Source organism: Stenotrophomonas maltophilia (genome assembly GCF_013464915.1).
In the GTDB taxonomy this organism is placed as follows: domain Bacteria; phylum Pseudomonadota; class Gammaproteobacteria; order Xanthomonadales; family Xanthomonadaceae; genus Stenotrophomonas; species Stenotrophomonas maltophilia_AT.
In genome coordinates this window covers 26,791-51,593 of sequence record NZ_RAVT01000027.1, presented here as the reverse complement: position 1 = coordinate 51,593, position 24,803 = coordinate 26,791, and the positions used below count along the sequence as shown (strand labels likewise).

20 protein-coding genes and 1 pseudogene are annotated in these 24,803 nt (G+C 64.4%); 13 read left to right on the top strand and 8 right to left on the bottom strand.

What is annotated here, in order from left to right:
• The first annotated feature begins 6 nt into the window (after positions 1-6).
• The 8 genes from D7T59_RS10180 (at position 7) to D7T59_RS10145 (ending at position 7,865) form a co-directional block, all read left to right on the top strand.
• Positions 7-1,071, top strand: coding sequence for a GNAT family N-acetyltransferase (locus D7T59_RS10180; RefSeq protein WP_180852187.1), 1,065 nt, complete (start codon positions 7-9; stop codon positions 1,069-1,071).
• 3 nt (positions 1,072-1,074) lie between these two features.
• Positions 1,075-1,959, top strand: a complete 885-nt coding sequence (locus D7T59_RS10175) for an arginase family protein (RefSeq protein WP_180852185.1) — start codon at positions 1,075-1,077, stop codon at positions 1,957-1,959.
• 206 nt (positions 1,960-2,165) lie between these two features.
• Complete coding sequence (locus D7T59_RS10170) at positions 2,166-2,525, top strand: bleomycin resistance protein (RefSeq protein ID WP_180852177.1); 360 nt, start codon at positions 2,166-2,168, stop codon at positions 2,523-2,525.
• A gap of 68 nt (positions 2,526-2,593) precedes the next feature.
• Positions 2,594-2,806, top strand: a complete 213-nt coding sequence (locus D7T59_RS10165) for a ParD-like family protein (protein ID WP_164136823.1) — start codon at positions 2,594-2,596, stop codon at positions 2,804-2,806.
• Between the two features lie 10 nt (positions 2,807-2,816).
• Entirely contained in the window at positions 2,817-3,608 is a 792-nt protein-coding gene (gene map, locus D7T59_RS10160; protein ID WP_180852183.1) for a type I methionyl aminopeptidase, read from the top strand.
• Between the two features lie 99 nt (positions 3,609-3,707).
• Positions 3,708-4,091 carry a BlaI/MecI/CopY family transcriptional regulator gene (locus tag D7T59_RS10155; RefSeq protein WP_005408657.1) on the top strand — a complete coding sequence of 128 codons (384 nt, stop codon included), beginning with the start codon at positions 3,708-3,710 and terminating at the stop codon, positions 4,089-4,091.
• Positions 4,088-5,557, top strand: a complete 1,470-nt coding sequence (locus tag D7T59_RS10150) for a M23/M56 family metallopeptidase (RefSeq protein ID WP_180852175.1) — start codon at positions 4,088-4,090, stop codon at positions 5,555-5,557. The genes D7T59_RS10155 and D7T59_RS10150 overlap by 4 nt, the downstream gene beginning before the upstream one ends.
• A 109-nt stretch (positions 5,558-5,666) precedes the next feature.
• Positions 5,667-7,865 carry a TonB-dependent receptor plug domain-containing protein gene (locus D7T59_RS10145; protein WP_258013053.1) on the top strand — a complete coding sequence of 733 codons (2,199 nt, stop codon included), beginning with the start codon at positions 5,667-5,669 and terminating at the stop codon, positions 7,863-7,865.
• Between the two features lie 50 nt (positions 7,866-7,915).
• Here the strand turns inward: D7T59_RS10145 and D7T59_RS10140 are convergent, their stop codons facing one another.
• Entirely contained in the window at positions 7,916-8,536 is a 621-nt protein-coding gene (locus tag D7T59_RS10140) for a LysE/ArgO family amino acid transporter (RefSeq protein WP_180852173.1), read from the bottom strand.
• 105 nt (positions 8,537-8,641) lie between these two features.
• Between D7T59_RS10140 and D7T59_RS10135 the strand changes: the two genes are divergently transcribed.
• The 5 genes from D7T59_RS10135 to D7T59_RS10115 all read left to right on the top strand — a co-directional run bounded on the left by D7T59_RS10135 (position 8,642) and on the right by D7T59_RS10115 (position 14,322).
• Positions 8,642-9,535: an ArgP/LysG family DNA-binding transcriptional regulator gene (locus D7T59_RS10135; protein WP_180852171.1), complete on the top strand. Its 894-nt coding sequence runs from the start codon at positions 8,642-8,644 to the stop codon at positions 9,533-9,535.
• A gap of 78 nt (positions 9,536-9,613) precedes the next feature.
• Positions 9,614-11,020: a TolC family protein gene (locus tag D7T59_RS10130; RefSeq protein WP_180852169.1), complete on the top strand. Its 1,407-nt coding sequence runs from the start codon at positions 9,614-9,616 to the stop codon at positions 11,018-11,020.
• Complete coding sequence (locus D7T59_RS10125) at positions 11,013-12,026, top strand: HlyD family secretion protein (RefSeq protein WP_180852167.1); 1,014 nt, start codon at positions 11,013-11,015, stop codon at positions 12,024-12,026. The genes D7T59_RS10130 and D7T59_RS10125 overlap by 8 nt, the downstream gene beginning before the upstream one ends.
• Positions 12,011-13,198 (top strand): ABC transporter permease, encoded by a 1,188-nt coding sequence (locus D7T59_RS10120; RefSeq protein ID WP_180852166.1) that lies wholly within the window; start codon positions 12,011-12,013, stop codon positions 13,196-13,198. Before D7T59_RS10125 ends, D7T59_RS10120 begins: the two co-directional genes overlap by 16 nt.
• Positions 13,195-14,322 carry an ABC transporter permease gene (locus D7T59_RS10115; protein WP_180852164.1) on the top strand — a complete coding sequence of 376 codons (1,128 nt, stop codon included), beginning with the start codon at positions 13,195-13,197 and terminating at the stop codon, positions 14,320-14,322. Before D7T59_RS10120 ends, D7T59_RS10115 begins: the two co-directional genes overlap by 4 nt.
• Positions 14,323-14,450: 128 nt before the next feature.
• On the opposite strand, the gene D7T59_RS10110 is transcribed toward D7T59_RS10115, so the two are convergent.
• The 7 genes and pseudogenes from D7T59_RS10110 to D7T59_RS21495 form a co-directional block, all read right to left on the bottom strand.
• Complete coding sequence (locus D7T59_RS10110) at positions 14,451-14,819, bottom strand: glycine zipper 2TM domain-containing protein (RefSeq protein WP_180852162.1); 369 nt, start codon at positions 14,817-14,819, stop codon at positions 14,451-14,453.
• Positions 14,820-14,985: 166 nt separating this feature from the next.
• A complete protein-coding gene (locus tag D7T59_RS10105; protein ID WP_180852160.1) occupies positions 14,986-17,208 on the bottom strand; it encodes a methyl-accepting chemotaxis protein in 2,223 nt (740 codons plus the stop codon).
• A gap of 210 nt (positions 17,209-17,418) precedes the next feature.
• Complete coding sequence (locus tag D7T59_RS10100) at positions 17,419-17,811, bottom strand: hypothetical protein (RefSeq protein WP_180852158.1); 393 nt, start codon at positions 17,809-17,811, stop codon at positions 17,419-17,421.
• Between the two features lie 1,096 nt (positions 17,812-18,907).
• Complete coding sequence (locus tag D7T59_RS10095) at positions 18,908-19,084, bottom strand: hypothetical protein (RefSeq protein ID WP_180852157.1); 177 nt, start codon at positions 19,082-19,084, stop codon at positions 18,908-18,910.
• Positions 19,065-19,400 (bottom strand): Imm8 family immunity protein, encoded by a 336-nt coding sequence (locus D7T59_RS10090; protein WP_180852155.1) that lies wholly within the window; start codon positions 19,398-19,400, stop codon positions 19,065-19,067. Before D7T59_RS10090 ends, D7T59_RS10095 begins: the two co-directional genes overlap by 20 nt.
• 24 nt (positions 19,401-19,424) lie before the next feature.
• Complete coding sequence (locus D7T59_RS10085; protein WP_258016830.1) at positions 19,425-20,582, bottom strand: VENN motif pre-toxin domain-containing protein; 1,158 nt, start codon at positions 20,580-20,582, stop codon at positions 19,425-19,427.
• Between the two features lie 514 nt (positions 20,583-21,096).
• Positions 21,097-24,797, bottom strand: a pseudogene (locus D7T59_RS21495) (hemagglutinin repeat-containing protein); the annotation flags it as partial.
• Positions 24,798-24,803 lie beyond the last annotated feature (6 nt).

Sequence of the window (24,803 nt, the reverse complement as noted above, 5' to 3'; positions counted from 1 at the left end):
GTGCCGATGGAAATGACGTCACGTGCCTCCAGCACCGCGCTGGAACCGGCCGCGCTGCTGGAGGGCTTCCTGGCCCACCCGCCGCTCGGATTCGAGGCAGGCCGCCTTCCCAGCGGCCTGCCGACCTTCCGCGCACCGCTGGACCTGACCACCACGATGGACGACGCGCTGCGCAGCAAGCTGCTCGGCCTGCCGCTGTCGCGCCTGTGGCGGCCGTGGATCACCTGGAAGACCCGCTTCGTGGGTGCCACCAGCACCGAGTACACCCCCCTGCCGCCGCACGTCGCGCCGGAGGCGCTGGCCGAGGACGTGACGCGTCACGCGATCGGCGATACGCGCCTTCTGGTGGTCAAGGACCTGGCGGTCGCTTCACCGCTGCTGGACGACGCCGCCAACGCGCACAGCGCAGCCTTCCTGCAGGCATTGCTGGCACGCGGCTTCGTTGAACTGGAAGGCATGCCACTGGCCTGGGTGGCGATCGATTTCGATTCGATCGACGGCTATCTCAGCCGCCTGTCGTCGTCGCGCCGCAAGAACATCCGGCGCAAGCTGCGCTCGCGCGACGACCTGCAGATCGACTGCATCGCCACCGGTGATCCGGCCCTGGCCGACCCGCAGCTGCAGGCCGAACTGTATGCGCTGTACCTGGGCGTGTACGCGCAGAGCGCGGTGCATTTCGACCAGCTCGACCTGCCCTATTTCCAGTACCTACTGGCCGACAGCCAGGGCCAGGGCCGGATGTTCCTGTACCGCCATCAGGGCCAGCTGATCGGCTGGAACCTGTGCTACGTGCATGCCGGCAAGCTGGTGGACAAGTACATCGGCCTGGCCTACCCGCAGTCGCGCGAGCACAACCTGTACGCGGTCAGCTGGATGCACAACCTCGAGTACGCCCTGCAGCACGGCCTGAGCCACTACGTGGCCGGCTGGACCGACTCGCGGATCAAGGCCGAGCTGGGGGCCAGCTTCACCTCCACCCGGCACGCGATCCACGCCCGTTCCCCGCTGCTGCGTGTCGCCCTGCGCCGGCTGGCGCCGTACCTGCAGGGCGAACCTGATGGAGGCGGCTGAGCGATGCCGTTGCGTTCCCCGCTGATCCTCGACCTGGACGGTGGCGTGCTGCCACTGCCCCAGGCACAGACCCTGGCGCTGCCGCAGTGGCACGACCCGCTGCGCTTTGCCTGCAGCAACGCCACCCTGGATCGCTTCGGCACTGAAGTGCTCGCGTCGCTGCCTGCGCAACCCGGCACGGTCATGCTTGGCAGTGGTGACTTCCACCATCTCAGCCTGCCGCTGCTGCGTCGCATGCGCGCACAGGCGCCGTTCCAGCTGGTGGTGCTGGACAACCATCCGGACAACATGCGTTTTCCGTTCGGCATGCATTGCGGTTCATGGGTGAATGCCGCCAGCAAGCTGCCGCAGATCTCGCACATCCATGTGCTCGGCATTACCTCCAGCGACATCGGCCTCGGCCATGCCTGGGAGAACCACTGGCGCCCGCTGATGGGCGGTCGCCTGACCTACTGGTGCATGGACGTGGATGTCGGCTGGAGCCATCGCCTCGGCATGGGCCACGCGTTCCGCCGCTTCGAGCACCCTGAAGCGCTGGTGGCCGCGTTCGCAGCCGAACAGGCCAAGTCGCCCCAGCCGACCTACCTGTCGATCGACAAGGACGTGTTCGCCGAGGACGTCGCGCGCAGCAACTGGGACCAGGGCCGTTTCCAGCTGGAAGACGCGCTGGTGGTGATCGAGGCGCTGCGTGCCGGCGGTCTGGTTGGCAGTGACATCACCGGCGAAGTGTCGCTGGCCAACTATCAGAGTCGCTTCAAGCGCTGGCTGTCGTCGCTGGATGGCCAGCCGGACATCAGCGCCGACGATCTTCCCGTGTGGCAGGCACGGCACCAGCAGGTGAACCGCGAACTGCTGGCGGCGATGGCCGCCGTGCCGATGGCCTGCTGACCGCGTCGGTCATGCCGGCCGTTGGCCGGCGTGGCTTCGGTAGTGCCGGCCGCTGGCCGGCAATGCCAACCAAGGTTGGCAACTACCAGACCCAGGCAGAGTCGGTAGTGCCGGCCGCTGGCCGGCAACCTCATTGTTCCCGGGCTCACGAGGATGCCGGCCAGCGGCCGGCACTACACCGGACGCCTGCCCCAGGAGCCACCGCCATGCCCCAGACCGTCATCCCGCAACTGCGCATGCGCCACGCCGATACCACCCTGCCGTTCTACGTGCAGGGGCTGGGCTTCGTGGTCGACTGGGAACACCGCTTCGAACCCGGCTTCCCGCTGTTCGCCCAGCTCACCCGCGATGGCCAGACGATCTTCCTCACCGAGCACAGCGGCGACTGCGAGGTCGGCGGCGCGGTGTACTTCATCGTCGAGGATCTCGACGCCCTGCACCGTGCCTTCAGCGCCGCCAGCGTGCTGATCGAACAGCCGCCGCATGACACCGAGTGGGGCAGCCGCGAGATGCTGCTGCGCGACCCCGACGGCAACCGCCTGCGCTTTGCCACCCACGTGGACTGAACGACGCGGGCTTGAGATGGATATACGAAACATATACGATTCGTATATCCACTTCTCCAGGACCGCCCATGGGCATCGTCAACATCGATGACACCCTGCACGACCAGCTGCGCCGTGCCTGCACCGTCTCCAGCCGCTCGATCAACGCCCAGGCCAACTTCTGGATCCGGGTCGGCATGCTGTGCGAGATGAACCCGACCCTGAGCTTCCAGGACATCGTCGCCAGCGAACTGCGCGCGGCCGGCGTGCAGCCCCCGTTGCTGCCACCGGGCCAGGCCTGAGCCCATGGGCATCATCAAGCGCCCCGACGAGATCGCGCTGATGGCCGAGTCCGGGCGCCTGCTGGCGCAGGTGTTCGCCGCGCTCGACCGGCTGCCGCTGCAGGGCCGCAGCACGATGCAGATCAACGATTTCGTCGAGCGCATGATCGTCGACGAACTGCAGGCACGGCCGGCCAGCAAGGGCCAGTACGGCTTCCCGTACGTGCTCAACACCTCGATCGACAACGTCATCTGCCACGGCGTACCCAGTACCACCGACGTGCTGCGCAGCGGCCAGATCGTCAACCTCGACATCACCCTGGAAAAGAACGGCTACATCGCCGACTCCAGCACCACCTACCTGGTGGGTGAGGTCGACTACGGCGCGCGCAGGCTGGTGCAGACCACCTACCAGGCGATGTGGAAAGGCATCGCCGCGGTGCGCCCGGGAGCCCGCCTGGGCGATATCGGCCACGCCATCGCCCGCCACGCGCGCAGCCACGGCTACAGCGTGGTGAAGGAGTACTGCGGCCACGGCATCGGCCAGGAAATGCACGAGGATCCGCAGATCCTGCACTACGGCCATCCCAACACCGGCATGGTGCTGGAGGAAGGCATGGTGTTCACCATCGAGCCGATGCTCAACCAGGGCAAGCCGGCCATCCGCCAGCAGCCAGACGAATGGCCGGTCTACACGCGCGACGGCAAGCTGTCGGCGCAGTTCGAACACACCGTGGCAGTCACCCGCAATGGCGTGCGCGTCCTGACCCTGCGCCCCGGCGAGACACCGTTGTGCGCCATCGACCGGATGGCGACCGGCTGACCTCAGCACCTCAGCACCTCCGCGCCTTGATGTGCCTCTTGCATGGCGTGCGACATCTGTCGCACACTCACGACATCAATCGCACGCACAGGTCTGACCATGCCCCGCGTCCCAACACCTTCGAACGCCGAACTGGAGTTGTTGAAGTGCCTGTGGCGCGACGGCGCCTGCAGCGCGCGTGAATTGCACAACGCGGCAGCTGCCGCACTGGACTGGTCGTACTCGTCCACGCGCAAGACGCTGGAACGGATGGTCGACAAGGGCCTGGTGAAAGAGGGCAGCCAGCACGGTCTGAATGTCTACAGTGCCAAGGTCGGCAAGGTGGCCACCCTGGCCGCACTCAGTGCCGACTTCGCTCGTCGCGTACTGGAGATCGACGGGCCGCTGCCGACCCAGGCATTCGCCGAAAGCCGCCTGCTGAGCGACAAGGAAATCGAGCAACTGCAGGCGCTGCTGCTCCAGGATGACGAGGACCAGCCATGAGCCTGTCATCAACCGCGCCGTGGATGATCAGCCTCGCTGCGAGCCTGCTGGGGGCTGGCCTGGCCTGGTACGGCGCGCAATCGCTGCAGCGGCTGCTCAGGCTTTCACATGCGTCGACACGCTTTTGGCTGGGGGCGTGGTTGTGTGCCGTGCTGCCCCCCTTGCTTGCGCTGTTGCTGCCGGTGCAGGCGGCACCGTTGCAGAAGCTGGCCAGCGCATTGCCCGTTGCGCTGGACAGCGGCACCGCCGTACTGCGGCCAGTGCAACAACTGCCTGCACTCGCGGCGACCGAGCCATTGATGGCTTGGCTGACGCCACTGCTGCTGACCGTCTATATCGCGGGGGTCATGCTGGCCCTCGTTCGTTGGGCATTGGCCAGCGGCCGGCTGCGGGCCCTGCTACGCCGCAGCCACCCGCTGCAGACTGCGCAGTTGCCTGGCCCGCAATCGCACCACGCTGTGCAGGGGCTTCAGCAGGAAGGCGTCGCGTTGCGCATTGTAGAAGGCAGCGGCACGCCGTTCGCCCTGTGCAGGCCGCAGCCGCAGATCATCCTGCCCACGGCATGCCTGGCCCTGCCTGATCGTACGCTTCGCCTGGTCATCGGCCACGAGGCGGCCCACCTGCAGCGCCGCGACCCCCAGCGCGCTGCGCTGATGCGGTTTGTTGGTGCGCTGTACTGGTTCAATCCCTTCGTTCGACGCATTGCCGCGCGCATGCAACTGGCCGCCGAACTGCAATGCGATGCGCGAGCACTGGCCGAGGGTGGCGCCGCCAACGACGGCCGTCTGTTGGCCCACGCCTATGTCCAGACCCTTCGCTACGCGACGGCCGTGCAGCCGGCCAGCGCCCTCACCCATCGCGATCTCGGCGGCCACCAGGTGCGCCTGCAGCACATGCTGAAGGGTGACAGCGGTCGCCGCCCAGGCCTCACCAGCGTCCTGCTGCTGCTCGCACTGGGCTCTGCCTGCACAGTCGGCGTGGCCACCGTACAGGCGACCGTGGTGGCAGGACCGACGCCCGTGACGCTGCCACTCCCCATCGCATCGGTAACACTGGTGGAAGCCACGCTGCCACCTCCGTCATTCTTCATGCCACTGTCCAATGCGCGGGTCACCAGCGTGTTCGGGCACGTCGCCGACTTCCGCCAGAGCGCCCACCACGGCACCGACTTCGCCGCGCGCCGTGGCACCGCCGTGCTCGCCCCCGCCGACGGCACCGTGATCGCTGCCACGCACGCCTATCCCGGTGGTGCGAACTACGGCACGGTTGTCGTGATCGATCACGGCGGTGGCTGGCAGTCGCTGTTTGCACACCTGCAGGACTTCGCGGTACAGCCAGGCCAGCAGGTGCGCAGGGGCGATCCCATCGCCCGCAGCGGCAACACCGGGCGCACTACCGGCCCACACCTGCACATGGAACTGCTGCGCAACGGAACACGAGTGGACCCGCAGCACTGGTTGCAGTAATGCACTGACCGGCGCCCTGCCGCCGCCCTCCATGCATCGTTTCGATACCCGGCCGCGGGAGGTACTGCTGCGGCCCGCTGTCCCGCCGTGACAAAGGAACCGCACGACCATGCGTCGATCTTCGCCCTCCCCGACAACACTGCGGCCACACGCGGGCGTGTGGCTCACCATTGGCTGCCTGATGGGACCAGCGAATGCCATGGCCCTTCCACCAACGACACCCTCCCCTTCAAACACGACCGATCTGGATGCAGTGCACGTCCAGTCCGAGCGCTACGACGCTCGCCGTGACGACACTGCGAGCCGCATCGTGGTGGACCGCGAGGCGCTGCAACGGCATGGCGATACCGACCTGCTGGAGGCACTCAAGCGCTTGCCCGGTGTCAGCGTTTCGAACGGCGCACCGGGCCGTCCAGGCACCGTGTCGCTACGCGGCCTGGGCGCGGGCTACACGCAGATCCTGTTGAACGGCCAGCGCACACCCGCCGCTTTCAGCCTGGACTCACTGGCCACCGATCTGATCGAGCGCATCGAAATCCTGCGCGCGCCCTCCGCTGATCAGGGCATGGGTGCCATCGCCGGCACACTCAACATCGTCACCCGTGCACCGGTTGCAAAAGACAGTCAACGGCTGACGGTTTCATGGACGGATACCCAAGGGCGCATGACCCCGTCAGCGAGCTGGCGGCAGGCCTGTTCCAATCTCGACCGTGATGTTTCACTGACCGCCACGGCAACCGCCCGCGCATTCCTGGCGGAGGAACGCAGTAGAGAGGACGCCTGGGATGGTATTGGTACGCCGTTGCTGCATCGACAATCGCGCCTGCGTGCCACCGGCCAACGCAACAGCGTTTCGCTCTCGCCCTCACTGACGTTCAGAACCAGCGATGACACCACCCTTTCGCTGCAGGCCCTGGTGGACGCGTCCGACTTCCGTCGCGACATGACCATTGATTGGGACACGCTGCTGGGCCCGGCACTACGCACTCCCCATTACCGGCAACGCACGCACCTGCGCCTTGACCAGGGCCAGGTCAGTGCAGAGTGGGAGAAAAAACTGTCGGATGGAGGCAGCCTGAACCTGCGCCTGGAAATGGACGGAAACCGGGAGGACTACCGCTTTCGCGAACAAGGACAGGATGAGGCACAGCAGGATAATCTTTTCGATCGCACCGATGCGAAGCTGCACGTGCTGGGTGGCACCACCCGCGTGAAGTGGACCCTGCCGGCGTGGGGCCGCCATACACTGCAGGTCGGTGCCGAAAGCAGCATGGACTCGCGGCGTGAATCCCGAGTGCAGCAATTGCATTCTTCCCCCAGCGAACCATCGACGGTCAGCGACCTCTCCTTCGATGCGCGGCTGAATCGCGTGGCGCTGTACGCGCAGGATGAGTTTCCTTGGGGCGCGCGCAGTGCCTTCTACGTCGGCGGTCGCTGGGAACAACTGCAGACCCGCAGCGAAGGGCGGAATTTCGCCACCACGCGTCACCGTGCCAGCGTGTTCACGCCGGTCCTGCAGGGCCTGTGGAAGCGTGCAAAGGGCAAGGACCAGCTACGGGTCTCATTGAGCCGCAGCTTCCGCGCACCAGCGCTGCGCTCGCTGGTCCCGCGTCCGTACACCTCTACCAACAACCGTCCACTGAACCCCGACGAGATCGGGAATCCATCGCTGCGTCCGGAACTGGCGTGGGGTCTGGATGCGGCTTGGGAAATGCACGGCGGTGAAGGTACTCAAGGAAGCATCGGCGGCTACCTGCGTCGCATCGATGCACCGATCCGCAATGAAACGGTGCTACGTGACGGGCGCTGGGTATCGACGCCGGTCAACGGTACCCGCGCCATGGCCTGGGGAATCGAGATGGATGGCAGGATGCCGCTGGCACGCCTGTACCGCAGAGGGCCGGATATCGAGCTGCGCGGCAACGCCACCTGGAACCACTCCCGGGTCAGGGATCTTCCCGGGCCTGACAATCGGATTGAAGACCAGGTGCCATTCACCGCCAATGCGTCGCTCGATTACCGCATCTCATCGCGCTGGAGCAGCGGCCTGGCCTACACCCATCGCAGCGGAGGCAGAATACGCTACAGCCTGAGCGAGCTGGACATCACGTCCTATCGACGCGAACTGGAAGCCTGGGCACAGTACGCGACCGAGCGGCACGGCAAGCTGCGCTTGACCGCCTCGAACCTGTTGGCGCAGGACATCGAGACCGGCCAGTGGCGTTTCGACGAAGGCGGGTCGCAGGTACTTCGCAACACCCGACGTTCCGTACCCAGCCTTCGCCTGCAATGGGAGCTCCCGCTGTGATCGATGTATGCACGAAGTACGACTCAAGCGCGCGGTACCCGACCGCGCACTCATGGCGATAGAGGACGCAACAGCAACAACGTCGCAAGGCAGAACATGAACATCGCCACGCCAGCATCCAGCACCCGCCACGCAGACGGCCTGCGGAACACCGGCTGCAACAGGCGCGCGCCATAGCCCAGCGTGCAGAACCAGATGACGCTGGCTGCGCAGGCGCCGGCAGCAAACGCCCAGCGCAGATCGCCCGGATAGCGCGTGGACAGGCTGCCCAGCAGCACCACGGTGTCCAGATAGACGTGCGGATTGAGCAGGGTGAAGGCCAGGCAGGTCAGCAGCACCTGCCGTCGATCGCCACCGTCCACGTCACCCGCCGCCAGTGCACTGCCACCTCGCCACGCGCGCAGCCCGGCCTGCAGGCCATACCAGAGCAGGAAGGCCGCGCCACCGAAACGCAGGACCTGCAGCAGCAGCGGCCACTGCAGCACCAGCGCACCCATTCCGCCAACGCCGGCAAGGATCAGCGCGATGTCCGCACCTGCGCAAGCCAGCACTACCCTCCCCACATGGCGCTGCTGCAGGCCCTGGCGCAGCACGAAGGCGTTCTGCGCGCCGATGGCGATGATCAGGCCGGCACCTGCGAACAGGCCGGCGGCGGTAGCAGCAATCCACATCGGGACAGGCCAGGCAGCGGGGGACGCGCAGGGTGCGGCCAACGGACACGTTAAGACAAACTGATTTTCCTTTATCCTGTGCAGAAATACTGAAGAGGTGCCGGTGTGGACCTGGTACATCCGCAACTGTCCGCATTTGCTGCAGTGCTGGAAGAAGGCAGCTTCGAGGCCGCCGCACGCCGGCTGTCGATCAGCCCGTCGGCACTGTCGCAGCGGATCAAGGCGCTGGAGGACAGGCTTGGCCAGGTACTGGTGGTACGTCAGGCACCGTGCCGCCCCACCGCCGCAGGCGAAGCGCTGCTGCGCCGGGTCCGGCCGATGCAGGCGCTGGAGGCCGAGGCATTGGCCGAGCTGCTGCCCGAACGCGGCAGCGATGCCGCGCGCACGCCGATCCCGTTGGCGGTCAACGATGACTCGCTCGATACCTGGTTCGTGCCGGCCATCGCCGAACTGCACCAGCGCCATGGCTACCTGTTCGACCTGCGCATGGATGACCAGGACCATACCCTGCAGCTGCTGCGCGATGGCAGCGTACTCGGCGCGGTTACTGCCGAAAGCCAGCCGGAAAAGGGCTGCAACGTGCACCCGCTCGGCGCGATGCGTTACCACGCCATTGCCTCGCCCGGCTTCGCCCGACAGTACTTCAGCGATGGCATGCAGGCCGCATCCCTGGCGCGGGCGCCGATGCTGGTGTTCAACCGCAAGGATGAACTGCAGTGGCGCTTCGTGCGACGGCTGACCCGCGCGCGACTGCAGCCGCCGCTGCACTACCTGCCCTCTTCCACCGGTTTCGTCGAAGCCGCCGCGTGCGGACTCGGCTGGGGCATGGCCCCGGAAACCCTGGTCGCGCCCGCCGTGCGCGCCGGCCGCGTGGTGGTACTGGAACCCCGCCGCTGGCTCGATGTGCCGCTGTATTGGCAGCATGCCGCCGTGCGCTCAAGCACACTGCAGCACATCACCCAGGCGCTGCGCACTGCGGCCAGCGGCACCCTTCGTTGAGGACACACCGATGACCGCAGACCCGGGCTTCACGCCGCGCGCACTACCGTTTGCGCACTTCTTCACCACTGGGACGGCATGGGCGTGATCGGCCGACGTACAAGGATGCACCGCGCGAAGGTCGCGCTGGCGCTGGCGCTGGCAACCTGCCTGCCACCCGCTGCGCTGGCGCAGACCCTCACCGATGCACCCGCATTGGACTGGGAACAGGCACGGCAGCGCCTGGAGCAGGTCTCCGATGCACTGGCCGCCGCCGATGCAGCGGTGCGCAACAAGCAGGACCTGCAGGACGCCACCCGCCTGCTGCGCCTGCCGGAGATCACCGGCGAAGTGCGCCGGCTGCAGTTCCAGAAGACCCTCACCCTGCCACTGGGTTCGCTGGCACCGGTGGCCGAGGCCTATGGCATCGACTCGCCGCTGTCGTTCACCGAACGCGACTGGCGCACGCGCCCGGTGGTCACTGCTGTGCTGCCGCTGTACACCGGCGGCGTGATTCCGGCCGCACAACGTGCCGCCAGCGCCGCCCACGAACAGGCCAGTGCCGAGCGCGAGGCACAGCGCCAATCGCTGACCGTGCAGCTGGCCCAGGCCTATTTCGGCCAGCGACTGGCCGAGCAGGCGGTGGACGTGCGCCGCGACGTACGCGATGGCCTCAACCGCCACCTGTCCGATGCGGAGAAGCTGGAACGCGAGGGCTTCGCCACCCGCGCCCAGCGCCTGCAGGCCACCGTGGCCCGCGACAAGGCCGAGCGCGAATACCAGAAGACGGTGAACGACCTGGCCACGCTGAAGGCCGCACTGGCCACGCTGCTCCGCAGCGGAGGCGAAGTGCAGCCGGTATCGCCGCTGTTCGTTCAGCGCGTGCCACTGGAACCGGCGGCCAGCTTCGAGCGCACCGCGCAGGCGCGCCAGCCGCAGATCGCGCGCCTGCGGGCGATGGTGGCGCAGGCCGAACAGGGCGTGCGCGTGCAGCAGGCCAAGCTGAAACCGCAGATCTTCGCCTTCGGCCAGTACGACTTCCGCCGCCGCGACGAGATGCTGACCGACCCGGACTGGGCGTTCGGCATCGGCCTGAAGTACACCTTCCTGTCGCCGAACTCGCGAACTGCGCAGATCAGCGCCGCGCGCGCGCAGCAGGAGCAGGCAGAAGCGGGTCTGCGCGAGGCCGAGAACCAGGTCGCGCTGGGCGTGCGCAAGGCCTGGAACGAACTGGAAACCGCGCGCCAGCAGTACGTGCTGCTCGACAGCAGCATCGCCCAGGCACAGGAAAACCTGCGCCTGCAGGAGCTGGCGTTCCGCGAAGGCCAGGCGACTTCGCTGGATGTGATCGACGCGCGGCTGGGCCTTGGCGGTGCCCGCGTAGAGCGCGCACAGGCCGCCTACCAATACGATATTGCGCTGGCACAGTTGCTGGAGGTCAGTGGACAGATGGACCGTTTCGAAGAGTTCCGGCGCCGTGCGGACGAGGTGATCGACCATGAGTGATGTGCTGCACGACGATGCAACGACGCCCCCTGCCAAGCGCCGCCTGGGCCCGATCCTGATAGTGGTACTGCTGATCGTGGTGGTACTGGGCCTGTGGCTGGCCTGGCGCAGCCCGGCCGACCAGATCCAGGGCATGGCCGATGCGGACACGATCAACGTGGCCGCCAAGATCACCGCGCGCGTGGCTGAACTGAAGGTGCGCGAGGGTGACCGCGTACAGCCCGGGCAGGTGCTGTTCCTGCTCGACAGCCCCGAAGTGGCCGCCAAGGAACAGCAGGCGCACGGTGCCCTGGCTGCCGCACAGGCCGTGGCCGACAAGGCCGACGAGGGCGCGCGCAGCGAAGACATCCGCGCCGCCGAAGCCAACTGGAAGCGGGCCGAAGCCGGCGCGACGCTGGCCGAAGCCACCTACCAGCGCGTGCAGAACCTGTTCAACGAAGGGGTGATGACCCGGCAGAAGCGCGATGAAGCGCATGCCCAGGCCACCAGCTCGCGTGAACTGGCGCGTGCCGCCCGCGCGCAGTACGACATGGCGTTGGCCGGCGCACGCGAGCAGGACAAGCGTGCTGCGCAGGGCCAGGTGCAGCAGGCACAGGGCGCGGTGGCTGAAGTCAACGCCGCGCGCGCTGAAGTGGAAGGGCGCGCGCCGGTGGCCGGCGAGATCAACAAGCGCATGGCCGACCCGGGCGAACTGGTGCCGGCCGGCTACCCGGTATTCACCCTGGTCGACATCGACCGCATGTGGGTGGCGATGAACCTGCGCGAATCGCAGATGCAGGGCCTGAAGGTCGGCAGCAAGCTGCAGGGCAGCGTGCCGGCACTCGGCGTGGACAGCGAATTCGAGGTCTACTTCATCAACCCTGCCGGCGACTATGCAACCTGGCGTACCACCCGCCAGTCGTCCGGCTACGACGTCCGCAGCTTCGAGGTGCGGGTGCGCCCGGTACGCCGCATCGAGGGCTTCCGCCCCGGCATGAGCGTGCTGTTCGCATGGCCCCAGCACTGAGCCCGGATAGCGGCGGTTTCGCCGCCAGCTGGCGGCGCGAGCTGCAGTCGCTGCGCGGCAACCGCGCCGACCTGATGCTGGTTACCCTGCTGCCCCTGCTGATGCTGGTGGTAATGGGGTGGATGTTCACGCCTTCAGTGATGCGCGACATCCCGATCGCCGTGGTCGACCTCGACCACAGCAGTGACAGCCGCCTGCTGCTGCGCATGCTCGATGCCAGCCCCGGCGTGCGCATCGCCAGCCAGCCTGCAGACATGGAAGATGCGCGCTCGCAGCTGCGCCGCCTGGAGGTGTTCGCCATCGTGCTGGTGCCGCGCGATGTCACCCGGCAAGCGTTGCGTGGACGCCAGGGCACGGTGTTCGCCTATTACAACGCCACCTACATGACCACCGGCCAGTCGGCGGCGCGCGATATCGGCGACGCGGTCTCGGCCTGGAACGCACGCCTGCTGCGCGAGCGCATCGGACTGCAGGTCGGCCCGGGCAAACTGCGTGCGGCACCTATCGCGGTGCAGTCGGACATCCTGTACAACCCGGCGCGCAGCTACGAGCTCTTCCTGCTGCCGCTGATCTTCCCGGCGGTGCTGTCGCTGGTCCTGGCACTGGCCGTGGCCGGCAGCCTCGGCCGCGAGATCCGCGACGGCACCCTGCCCGCCTGGCTGGGCCGCACACCGTGGCCGGCGATTGCCGGCAAGGTCACGCCGTACATCCTGCTGTTCTCGCTGTATGGCGCGCTCGGCATCGGTTACCTGGCGTGGCTGCGCGGCGATGGTGTTGCGGGCAGCGGGCTCCTGCTGCTGCTCGCCCAGCCGCTGTTCTACCTGGCTACGGCCGCCTACGCGTTGTTCTTCGTCGGCGTCACCCGCGACATGGGTACCGCGCTGTCCGCGGTGGGCCTCAGCATCGGCACCGCGCTGGCGTTCTCCAGCGCCACCTTCCCGGTGCTGGACGGGCCGTTGTTCACTCGTGTCTGGCATCAGCTGCTGCCGCTCAGCGCCTACATCAAGCTGCAGACCCAGCAGCAGTTCATCGGTTCGCCGCTGCTGGTTTCGGCATGGCCACTGGCCACGCTGGTGTTGATGTCAGTGGTGGCTGGTGGCATCGGCGGCCTGCGCCTGATCGCCTTCGCGCGCACGCCCGAAGCTTCGCAGCCGGCGAGGGCCGACGCATGAGCACGCTCTGGCGCAGCCTGCGGCAGACCCTGATGGCGGTGCTGTGCGACCGCTATGCGATCGTGGTGATGGTCGGCGCGGTGATCCTGTACTCGTTCTTCTACCCGGCGGCGTACCGTCACCAGGTGGCCGGCAACCTGCCGGTGCTGGTGGTGGACGAAGACCACAGCGCCACCAGCCGCGAGCTGCTGCGCAAGCTGGACGCGCTGCGAGTCGCGCGCGTGGTCGGGCAACCGGCCGACATCGACAGTGCGCGCCAGCAGCTGGAGGCCGGCCACGCTGAAGGCATCGTGCTGATCCCGGCCAACCTGGAGCGCGACATCCTGCGCGGCCACCCGGCCAAGCTGGTGCTGCTCGGCAACGGCGCCTACCTGGGGCGTGCCAGCTGGGTGCTGGGCAGCGTGGCCGATGCACTGGGCGCGTTCGGACGTGATGCCGTGGTCGGCCAGGCCGCCTTCATGGGGGCACCGCAGGCACCGCCGGTCACCCTGGTGCAGCGCCCGCTTTACAACACCCAGGAAGGCTATGGCAGCGCCATCGTGCCCGGCGTGGCCGAACTGATCGTGCACCAGACCCTGTTGATGGGCATCGGCGTGCTGCTTGGTGGCCGTCGACTCGCGCTGGGCCGCCGCCTTCGATTCGACCTGCCGACGCTGGCAGGCATGGCACTGGGCTTCGGCCTGATCGGCCTGTTCGGCCTGTTCTACTACGCCGGCTTCACCGCCTGGGTGCAGGACTATCCGCGCGGCGGCAACCCGCTGGGGCAACTGCTGGGTGGCACCCTGTTCATCGCCGCCACGGTGGCCTTCGGCCTGTTCGTCGGCAGCTTCTTCCGCACCCGCGAACGCGCCTTCCAGTACATCATCGCCACCTCGATCCCGCTGTTCTTCCTGGCCAATCTGTCGTGGCCAGCGGTGATGACACCGCAACCGCTGGTCTGGCTGGCGCAGCTGCTGCCCACCACCTCGGGCATCAACCTGATGGTGCGCCTGAACCAGATGGACGCCAGCCTGGCCGAAGTCAGCCACGAGCTGATCACCCTCACCGTCCTGCTGCTGCTCTACGGCAGCCTCGCCACCTGGCGCCTCCTCGCAAAAAGGGGGACGGAGGGGATTAAGTCGTAAACGGCCGGCTGGGGGAATTGCGACTTAATCCCCTCCGTCCCCTTTTCCTGCAACGAAGAACGCCGGCGCAGGGCCGGCGTTCGAGTACTGCGATGTGGAAGGGGAAAACCGGGGCTGCCGGCGATCGGTCAGCGATAGACGCGTTCGCAGCGGCGCTCGACCACGCGGTCGCCGTTCTTTTGCTGGCTGTTGCCCTGGATCTGGCGACCGGCCGCACCACCGGCAACAGCACCTGCCACGGTAGCGAGCTTCTTGCCATTGCCGCCGCCCACCTGGTTGCCCAGCAGGCCGCCGATCACCGCGCCGGTGGCAGTACCGGCAATGCGGTTGGGATCGCGCGAGTTGCGCTGCACTTCCACGTTCTTGCAGACCACGCGGCTGCCATCGTTGAATCGGCGTCCTTCATCGCGCGGCCCGTAGGTCTGTGCACCGGCTACCGACGAAGCCGCCAGCAGGGTGCCCAGCACAAGCAGTCGGATCGAGGTCTTCATGGCCATCTCCTGAGTTCCGGTATGCCGCAAGTGTCCTCCCGCGGTTGGCAACCGGAAGTGAAATGCGCGTGTCCGCCACCTCATCGGCCATCGCGCGTTCAGGAAGAAAATCCGCGCCCATCACGATCAGCCATCGTGATGGGCGCCGTCTCCCTACCGGCGTGCTGCCTTGCTAGAACTCTTCCCAGCCACCGGCGTTGGCCGCCAGTGTCGGTTCGATGCGGGGTGAAAGCGCAGCGGGCCGACGCACCGGAGTGACCGTCGCAGCCACCGCTGCCAACGCAGGGCGTACCACCGCCGCGGCCGTCGCCGCACCCGTACGGAACACCGAAACCGCCTCGGCCAGCAGGTTGGCCTGCTCTTCCATCGAGCGTGCCGCTGCACTGGCCTCTTCCACCAGCGCCGCATTCTGCTGCGTGGTCTCGTCCATCTGCACCACCGCCTGGTTCACCTGTTCGATGCCCGAGCTCTGCTCCTGCGAGGCAGCAGAGATATCGGCCATGATGTCGGTCACGCGCTGCACCGAGGCCACGATCTCGCCCATCGTGGTGCCAGCCTGGCGGACCAGCGCCGATCCATCGGCGACCTTGCCGACCGAATCCTCGATCAGGCCCTTGATCTCCTTGGCCGCACCGGCCGAACGCTGTGCCAGCGTGCGCACCTCACTGGCCACCACCGCAAAGCCCCTGCCCTGCTCGCCGGCACGCGCGGCTTCCACCGCCGCGTTCAAGGCCAGGATGTTGGTCTGGAAGGCGATGCCGTCGATGACCGAGATGATCTCGGCGATCTTCTTCGACGAGGCTTCGATGGCCGACATGGTGGTGACCACCTGTCCGACCACCTCGCCACCCTGCGAGGCAACACCGTGCGCGCCGATGGCAAGCTGGTTGGCCTGGCGGGCATGCTCGGCGTTCTGCTTCACGGTAGAGGTCAGCTCCTCCATCGACGCAGCCGTTTCTTCCAGGTTCGCCGCCTGCTGCTCTGTGCGCCGCGACAGATCGGTGTTGCCCGAGGCGATCTCGCCTGCCGCCAGGTTGATGCTGGACGCGCTGGACTGGATGCGACCGACAATCTGCTTGAGCTGGTCGACGGTAGCATTGCAGTCATCGCGCATGCGGGCGAACACGCCGTGGAAGTCACCCTGCATGCGCACGGTCAGGTCTCCGCGCGAGATCGCCTGCAGCAGGGTCGAGACCTGCACCAGGTTCTCGTCGGTGGTCTGCATCAGCCGATTGAGCCCGGCGACCATCTCGCGGAAGTCGTAGGCGAAGCGATCTTCATCACCGCGCAGGCTGAAGTCACCGGCGGCCGCGGCCGTCGCCAGGCGGCGGATCTCACCGTTGATCGCCGACAGGCTGGTCTTGGTTTCGTCCATGGCCTGGGTGATTGCGGCCTTCTCGCCCGGCAGCGGATCCATGTCCACCGACAGGTCGCCACGGGCGTAGTGCTTCATCACCTCGATCAACCGGTTCTGCACCTGCACATGCGAGCCGACCAGTGCATTCGTCTCGTGCACCATGCGCCCGTAGTCGCCGGGGAAGGCGCTCTCATCCATGCGGTAACTGAGGCTGCCCGCATCGTGCTGGCGGGCCAGCTCGCCCTGCGCCGCCATCACCGACTGCAGCTGCGCCTGCATGCGCTGCATCGACCTGAGCAGCTGGGTCACCTCGTCATTGCCGGAGGCGTCGATGCTGCTGTCCAGGCGGCCACCGGCAATACCGTCGGCCAGCTTCACCGCCCCTGCAAGCGGGCGGGTCAGGCTGCGGGTAATCGCCCATGCCGCCAGCGAGCCCAGCAGCAGACTCATCACGCCGAACACGATCGACAACGTACCGGTCCACGATTCGGTCGAGCGGTACTCCTCGCGGCTGCGCGCGGTCAGTGCTTCCTGGTGCCGCAGCAGGGTCGAGATGGCTTCGTTCCAGGCCGTCGCCAGGCCATGTTCGGCCAGCAGTTCCTTGGCCGCGCCGTCGAAATCACCGGCCTTCATGCGCTCATGCAGGTGCTGGGTGGAAGCATCGGTGGCCTTGCGTGCCGCGTCGATCTTCGCCACCAGGGTATCGCCGGTGGCATCACGCGGAATCTTGATGTACTTGGCCCAGATACCGTCGTAGGTCTGCGACAGCTCCTGCGCCTTCTGATAATCCTTGTCGAAATCGTCGCCGCGCTTGATCACCATCAGCCGGCGATGCATCAGCACCGCGTTGTTGGTATCCAGCATGTCGTTCAACAGCCGCATCTTCACCATGTTGACGTCCACCACTTTCTCGAACTGGGCGGACTTCAGGTGATTCCCGTACAGCGCCAGGCCAACGATGGCCACGATGAACAGCAGCAGCAGACCAAACCCGGCACCCAGCCGGGATCCCACTCGGAGGTTGCGTAAGGCGAGCATCTCAATTCCCTTGATCATGGCCGTACGATCGATGGCGGCGCAGGCAGGGGAAACTTTATGGGTCGATATTATTATATCGATCCAAAACTCTGGAACTGTGCAGACAGGTGTGAAATCAGACGACTCACGAAGGCGTTATATCCATAGGGTGTATCGCCACCGGTAGCCAGAATGGGATCAGGCCGGGGCCTGCCGCTCCGGTATCCGGCATTACGGTGCAGCAGGCCCCGGGAAGACCAGATCCTTCCCGAGCCTTGCCGCATAGACGCTCTCGAACTGGAACGAGAGCACAAATCGAAACCCGCACGTCGCGGCGTAGCGCTTTGTGAAGCGGCAGATTTCCTCCCAGGCGCTTTCAAACCCGCTCGCGCGGAAATGAAACGAGCCGAGCAGGCCCACCTGCCACTCGGCTTCAATCCCTTCCGCTACGAGCGCCTCCGGCGGGTCAATGATGCAGAACCCGAAGCCGGTGTTGGACACTGGAAGATACCCATGCAGACCGTCAGTACCGTCGGAGTACTCGGCCTGGATCGAATCCAGGGCATGCAGAATGGCATCCAGGTCGGCACCGGCTTCGACTTCGAGAAACAGCGAAATGCTCATTACTTACACAAGTCGATAAGGGTATGCCTGTTGAAGACACGCAGAGTGGTATCGCCCTCGGCCTTCATCGAAATGTTCTTGCGCTGCCATGCCTCGCATCTTCTGCAGGCGATCATTGGACTTTCGCGCCGCGTCGACGTTGTTGATCGGGTCGATCAACGGCGACTTCGCCCTTGTAGAACCGATCCCACTCAGCTCCACGTAGTGCCCAACCCTTGTGAATCACCCTCACTGTCATCGCCAAAAGAATCATTCAGACAGCAGGAAGCGGACGCAATGCCCACCCGCATTGATTCCTGATCCAAGCAAGAAATCCACTGATAATCGCAGCCACCGAAAAAACATACTACCAAAATATTTACGATTTTAAATCCACCAATCGACAACAACGACGCGCAATAAAATTGAATTACACCAGCCCAACCACTCTTACGCACCAAAAATCGGAGCCAACAAAGAGACGGCATGATCCTAGCTACTAACCCCCCAGCCATCACCCTCATAAGATAGCGGAGGTGCGTATTCCCCATCCCGAATCACCGGACACCAACCCATGCTGGCATAGAAAAACTGCAGATCAATAACGTCATAGAGACCCAAACTTACCGGCCGAATCGTGATAAGCCCTCTCGCATAGTGAGAGTACTTCCCGCCGGCACCCGCAACCGCTCTCAACGCCAGCTCCCGACGATCCCACTCCTCCATCACACCCGTGACTTCAGGACTGCTATCGAAGATCACCACCTCAAAGCAATCAGCCACTTTACACAAGCAGGGAATTCGCTTCTGATTTATAATATCCTCAGAAGAAATATTATCTGGAAAACTAACCCTTAATTTCACTTTTGCACTCCCCAGTTGCCAATCGCTATCGGCTCGCCATCCAGCTCAGTCCGCGAGACGGACTCAGCCATGCGACCGGTCGATTCCAGCAGCGTGCACACGTGAACCCATGGAACAGCCTCCATAAGAAACTCAAACGCATCATTCATCAATAGCTCCCCTCCGATTCCGTCAGCGACCGACTGGATTAATACCATTGTCCATGTTTCGGATTCATCCTCCTTCGATCCGACATCTCCACCCCTAGCAGCACTTAGATCTGCGGACTGAAATAGCTACCATCTTCCAGCTTCCAGACAAAACCACCAGGAACCCAGCCATACCCAGGCTTGGCAACCCAGAACATGTCCGGATCCCAGCCCAACTCAGGCGGCCAAGCCGCCATGAAACGCTCAATCTGCTCAGAATCTTCACGGGGTTTGATAATCATCAAACTCCCACTTCATAACCCTGCAAAGCTTGGCAACTATCCCCACCCAATTTTCCGCCTCACAAGAATCGACGTAACTAGAAATTACAGATTCGATCTCTGAGAAATCAAACTCCCTAACCACCAGAATTCCCCTCCCCCAGAGAGCAGACGGAGAGTTCTTAGAAAGCCACCCAGCCGTGCAAATATTCAGATCAAAGTCATCACCTCCAGACACATCAACCATGCCGACATTGACCCTGACATCAATACTGAAGTCGCCCCCATCCGGAACCCACGCCCGCAGATCCACGAAATCATTAAATATACCGTTCAACCGCGCCCTCATATCTAACCACCCTTATTTATCGATATCCATATGCCCATTACCAATCTTCTTGCGGGCACCCGTTATTTTATTTATCTCATAGCGCTCAAAGTTCGCCTGAACTCCTGTTACCGCCAGCTCACTCAGCTTCTCCGACGGAGGTCGATACACCCTAGTACCATCAGCGCTGATCCAACCAGTCCCATCACTGGTTCGTCTTGCCCCGTCACCAACCCATATCTTCCCCATTTGCTCTGCTTCAGCATGCGTACCTCGCCCAACGCTGAAGTTGGGGTTGCTTGTCCCACTCCCCCCAACGGCAATGTTAAGGCGAGGATCTCTCGCACTGATAGCTCGGAGGTCCTCAGCGACCAGCGCATCCTTCAACTTCTGATAGTCAGCAGCGTTCCCGGAGGCTCCAGATCCGAAGCCTCCGTTTCCGCCAACCATGTTCACGATTCCATATTTACGGAACAAGACCTTCGCAAGTCCAAGCCCCAGCTCAGCTGACGACTCCTTCGAGAAGAGGCCGTACTGATCAATCGTCCTGTCAAGATTCCCGGTCCACTCCGCCAGCGCAGCTACAGTGTGTTCCTGAGGCAGGATATAGACCGGCTGGATCCCCCCGTTCTCAAATATCAGCTCACGATAGGCACGTCCATTCATGGAGTGGGCAAACGAAGAAAGCGCCTCGCTACTGCGGCCGAGATCATCGAACAGCCCAAGCTCTCCGGGCCACAAGCCRTACTTGTACGAAACGGCCGCATTGACAAACGCCTGACACGCGGGGCTYGCTGAGTTCGCAGTGCACACCGAGAGCAGCTCGTAATCCATTCTCTCCGACAATTGCTTGRCAACGTCGCGCACCGTCTTCTGGCATGACGTGTCGCCAYCGCACTCGTCGAGCTGCTGCTTCAGTACACGAGCCTGGTCCTCTGTAAGGAAGTTGTTCTCAACCGAATTCTTGGCAATCCCCGCATTCAACGCGATCCCAGCCAGATCCTGCCCCGACAGCCCACCCGCCAGCGCTCCCACCGCTTGTGAAAGCGCCAGAACCGCCTCCCTTTGCTGCGGGCTGAGATTCGCCGGGTTGCCGCCGAACAACGTGTCCGTCAGGACTTTAGCCGCAAGCTCACCACCACCGGCCGCCAACGCCCCACTCCCCGCCGACCCACCATTGGCCTCAGCCAACAGCGCGCCCAGCGGTGCCGGACGACACCTGTACATACGGATCGCCCCCGCCCCCCGCCCGATAGCAAAGCAATCGGGGCGAGCGCCCGCAGCTCGGAAACCAGAAGGCGAGTGCTGTTCATGGACAGATTGCCACCATGGACCATTGCCACCGTTCGACACCGCTTTTAGCACGACGTCTCCAGTCCACCCGATGCGTCGACGCGCGGCGGAAGCACAGATCAACAGACCATTTTCTGAGAAGCGTCGAGGCGGCAGACCAGTCAGAGGCAAAGACACTCAAGAATCAGCCCAGAAAGAAAGACTGAGGAAATACCTAGCACTAAGCGTCATCACCGAAATAGAACAGCACGCACTTCCCTCCATCTTTCCCAACCAAGCTTATCGGCCGAACGGTATCACCACCATCAACTGAAATCTCTACATACATGCCTTGATCCTCAAAAGCCATAAGCTCCTCAATTAAATCCTTGATTGTCTTACCACGAACTACCCAAGAAGACCCACTCAAAGTTCACCCCCCTATCCTTTTCAAACTGGAATCAAACGTACCAAGCCGGGTATCTCGGCTACCTAGCGCCTTCACCGATTTCGCTGCCTTCCAAGCACCACCATTATGGCCATCCACATCCCTTGAAATAAATATCTTTCCATTAGTAAAGACAAGCTCACCATCGTGAGCAGTCTCCTTTACACGCCTAAAGCCCAAAGCCGTGGCAGCGGCAGTCGCCTCCTTATTCGTTGCATAGACTGGCCCAGACGTCGCTCGCGGCAGTGCTTCGGAACTGCCCGCCTTCGCCCCCTTCCCGAAGCCTCCGCTCCCTTCGATTATGGTAACAGCGCCATATTTTCGAAGCAGTACCTTCGCAAGTCCAAGCCCAAGCTCAGCTGACGATTCCTTCGAGAAGAGGCCGTACTGATCAATCGTTCTGTCAAGATTCCCGGTCCACTCCGCCAGTGCAGCTACAGTGTGTTCCTGAGGCAGGATATAGACCGGCTGGATCCCCCCGTTCTCAAATATCAGCTCACGATAGGCACGTCCATTCATGGAGTGGGCAAACGAAGAAAGCGCCTCGCTACTGCGGCCGAGATCATCGAACAGCCCAAGCTCTCCGGGCCACAAGCCRTACTTGTACGAAACGGCCGCATTGACAAACGCCTGACACGCGGGGCTYGCTGAGTTCGCAGTGCACACCGAGAGCAGCTCGTAATCCATTCTCTCCGACAATTGCTTGRCAACGTCGCGCACCGTCTTCTGGCATGACGTGTCGCCAYCGCACTCGTCGAGCTGCTGCTTCAGTACACGAGCCTGGTCCTCTGTAAGGAAGTTGTTCTCAACCGAATTCTTGGCAATCCCCGCATTCAACGCGATCCCAGCCAGATCCTGCCCCGACAGCCCACCCGCCAGCGCTCCCACCGCTTGTGAAAGCGCCAGAACCGCCTCCCTTTGCTGCGGGCTGAGATTCGCCGGGTTGCCGCCGAACAACGTGTCCGTCAGGACCTTGGCTGCCAGCTCACCACCACCAGCCGCCAACGCCCCACTCCCCGCCTTGCCACCATTGGCCTCTGCCAACAGCGCGCCCAGCAGCGCGTGCGACAGCATCTGCATGGCCTCGCTAGGCGCAGCACTCTGCTTGTTCGGGTCAAACGTCTTGCCGATCAGTTCAGCCGCATACGGCGCCAGCGCGTTGGAACCCAGCTGACCCAGCCCCTGCCCTTCAACACCACCGACCAACGCGCTGGTCACTGCGCCGAGTGCGCGACCATAGACGCCATCAGGGGCCCACTTCTGCTGGGTCACCAGCGCTTCCGGGTAGGATGCATCGAACGCGACCAGGCGCTTGAACTTCTCATCGGGAAGGAGCGCATCGAATACCCGTTTCTCTTCGGGACTCATCCCTTCCCGATACTTGTCCGTGATCTTCTTCGCATCCGCACTGCCGATATCCCAGGCAATCTGCTGGCTGGTCGCCAGCACCGTCCCCGCCGCAGCCGCCGTTGCCTGCTGGTCCGCCAGCAGCTTGCTCGCATCCGGCAGTGCATCTAGCGCACGATGCGCTCCACTGGCATCGGTGTTGATGCCCAGCTCGGCCGCCGACGTCTGTCTGCCACCGATGGTGATGTTGCCCTCGGTCAAGGTGGCAAGGGTGGAGCTGCTGTCGCTGCCCTTTTCCATCATCGGCAGGCCCGGACCACCTCGGGGTGTGGCAGTTCCCGGCTTGGGCGTCCAGCCATCCATCTCCCCGCCCGCACCACCACTGATGCTGCCGGAGCTGGCCGTGTAGTCCATGTGGTTCTGCAGGTCGGTGAACGTCAGCGAGCCCGCAGTCAGTTCACTGTTGCCCGCATTGGTGCTGGCAATCGCGCCGCCCACCAGATTCACGTGGCCGGCGTCGACGTGGTACCCACCATTGCCGGCAAACAGGCCGCTCTGCTGGCCAACACCCTGATAGCTGCCGCTGGCCTTGCCTGCACTGGCATAACCATCAGCATTCCACGCAGTGCCGAACGACACCTGCACGCGGCCACCCACCTGGCTGTTCTTGGACATGCTCTCGGCGATGTCCTGCAGCGACTCGATGGTCAGCGTGCCGCCGGTCTTGACGTCGATGCGATCAGCGGTCGCCGTGGCGCCACGCAGCGTGGTATCGCCCTCTGCCTTCATCGAGATGTTCTTGCCGGTCAGCATGGTGTTCTGCCAGCTGCTGCTCTCGGCATTGGCCTTGCTGCTGCCAACACTCGCTTCGGCGTACACATACACGCCGGTCTGCGCGCCTACAGAGACGCCTACGCCCACCTCGGCGCCGGCATTGCTGCTCTTGCTGCGGTCGGCCACATGCGCCTTGCCAGCTTCCAGCAGGATATCTCCGGCCGAATCCAGGCTGAGGGTGTTGCCCGCGCTGAGGTTGCCCTGCACCACATGGATGTCGCCCTGGGGCTGGTGAGGTTGACGTTGCCGCCGCCCTGGATGGTGGAACCACGCGACACCATGCTGCTGCCATCGGCACTGCTGTTGGCGGTCTTGAAGCCGATGCCTGCTTCAGCACGGAACAGTTCGCCACTGCCGCCACGGCCGGACAGTGCCGAGATCGCACTGGCTGCCTGGTACGCGTTGGCGCCTGCCGCCATGCCTTGCATCTTCTGCAGGCGATCATCGGACTGACGGGCCGCGTCCACGTTGTTGATCAGGTCGATCAACGGCGACTTCACCCGCGCGAACACGCCGATCTTCAGGTCCTTGTCGCTCTGCGAGTAGTGACCACTTTCGTCGGCGGTCAGCAGCTCGATCTCGGCAGCGGTGATGTTCACGTCCTTGGCGGCCACCACGTTGCTGGCCGTCTGCGTGTACTTGCCACCGGCGGCCAGGTTCACGCTGCCACCCAGACTGCCGATGCTGCTGGCCACCTGTGACACCTGCGCGCTGTCGTCCTGGTGCTGCTCGCGGTGCCAGCCGGAGAACTTCTCTGTATCCGATATCTGTACCGTGCCGATCGCCTTGCTGTCCGACGTATTGGCGTTACTGACCGTATCCTGCCCGCTGCGGACCAGCAGATCACCGGCCGCACGGATGCTGACGTCCTTCTCGGCGGCGATGTTGGCTGCGGTCAGGCTGATGTTGCCCTCGGTGGTGGCCACGCGCACACCGCCACCGACCGACAGCTGCGTGCCAGTGATGGTGTCACTGCTACCGCTGCCCTGGCTCTGCGAGTTGTTGGTACCGAACGGCAGGCCGCTGGTGTTGTTGGCAAAGCCCCAGCCCTTGCCGCGGCTGCTGCTGTCGCTGCGCTCGGTGTTGTGGGCCACGTCGAACACGATGTCCTTGGTGGCCAGCAGCACGGCGTTGCCCTCGGCCGACATCTGCGTGCCCTGGCTGAGGATCGAGCCGCCGTTGGCAATCAACGTGAGGTCGCCACCTGCAGCCAACTGGCTGACGCGGGCATCACTGGTCGAATGGCTCTGTTCGCTGTTGGTGCGCTGGCTGCCGGCAGTCACCACGGTCGAAGTGGTGGCCGCGCGCAGGCCGGAGGCTGCGCCTTCAGCGGTGCGGGTGATCCGCCCCATTGCCGAGCCACTGTCGGCCATGCCCTCGGTGGTCGAATCGCGGGCGCTGCGGTAGGCCTTGGTCGGGTCGTAGGTCACGCCCACCGAGAAGCCGCTGGACTTGCTGGCCTGGCTGGATTGGCTGTCCGTGGTGTCCTGTCGCGCCAGCCACGCCGGCTT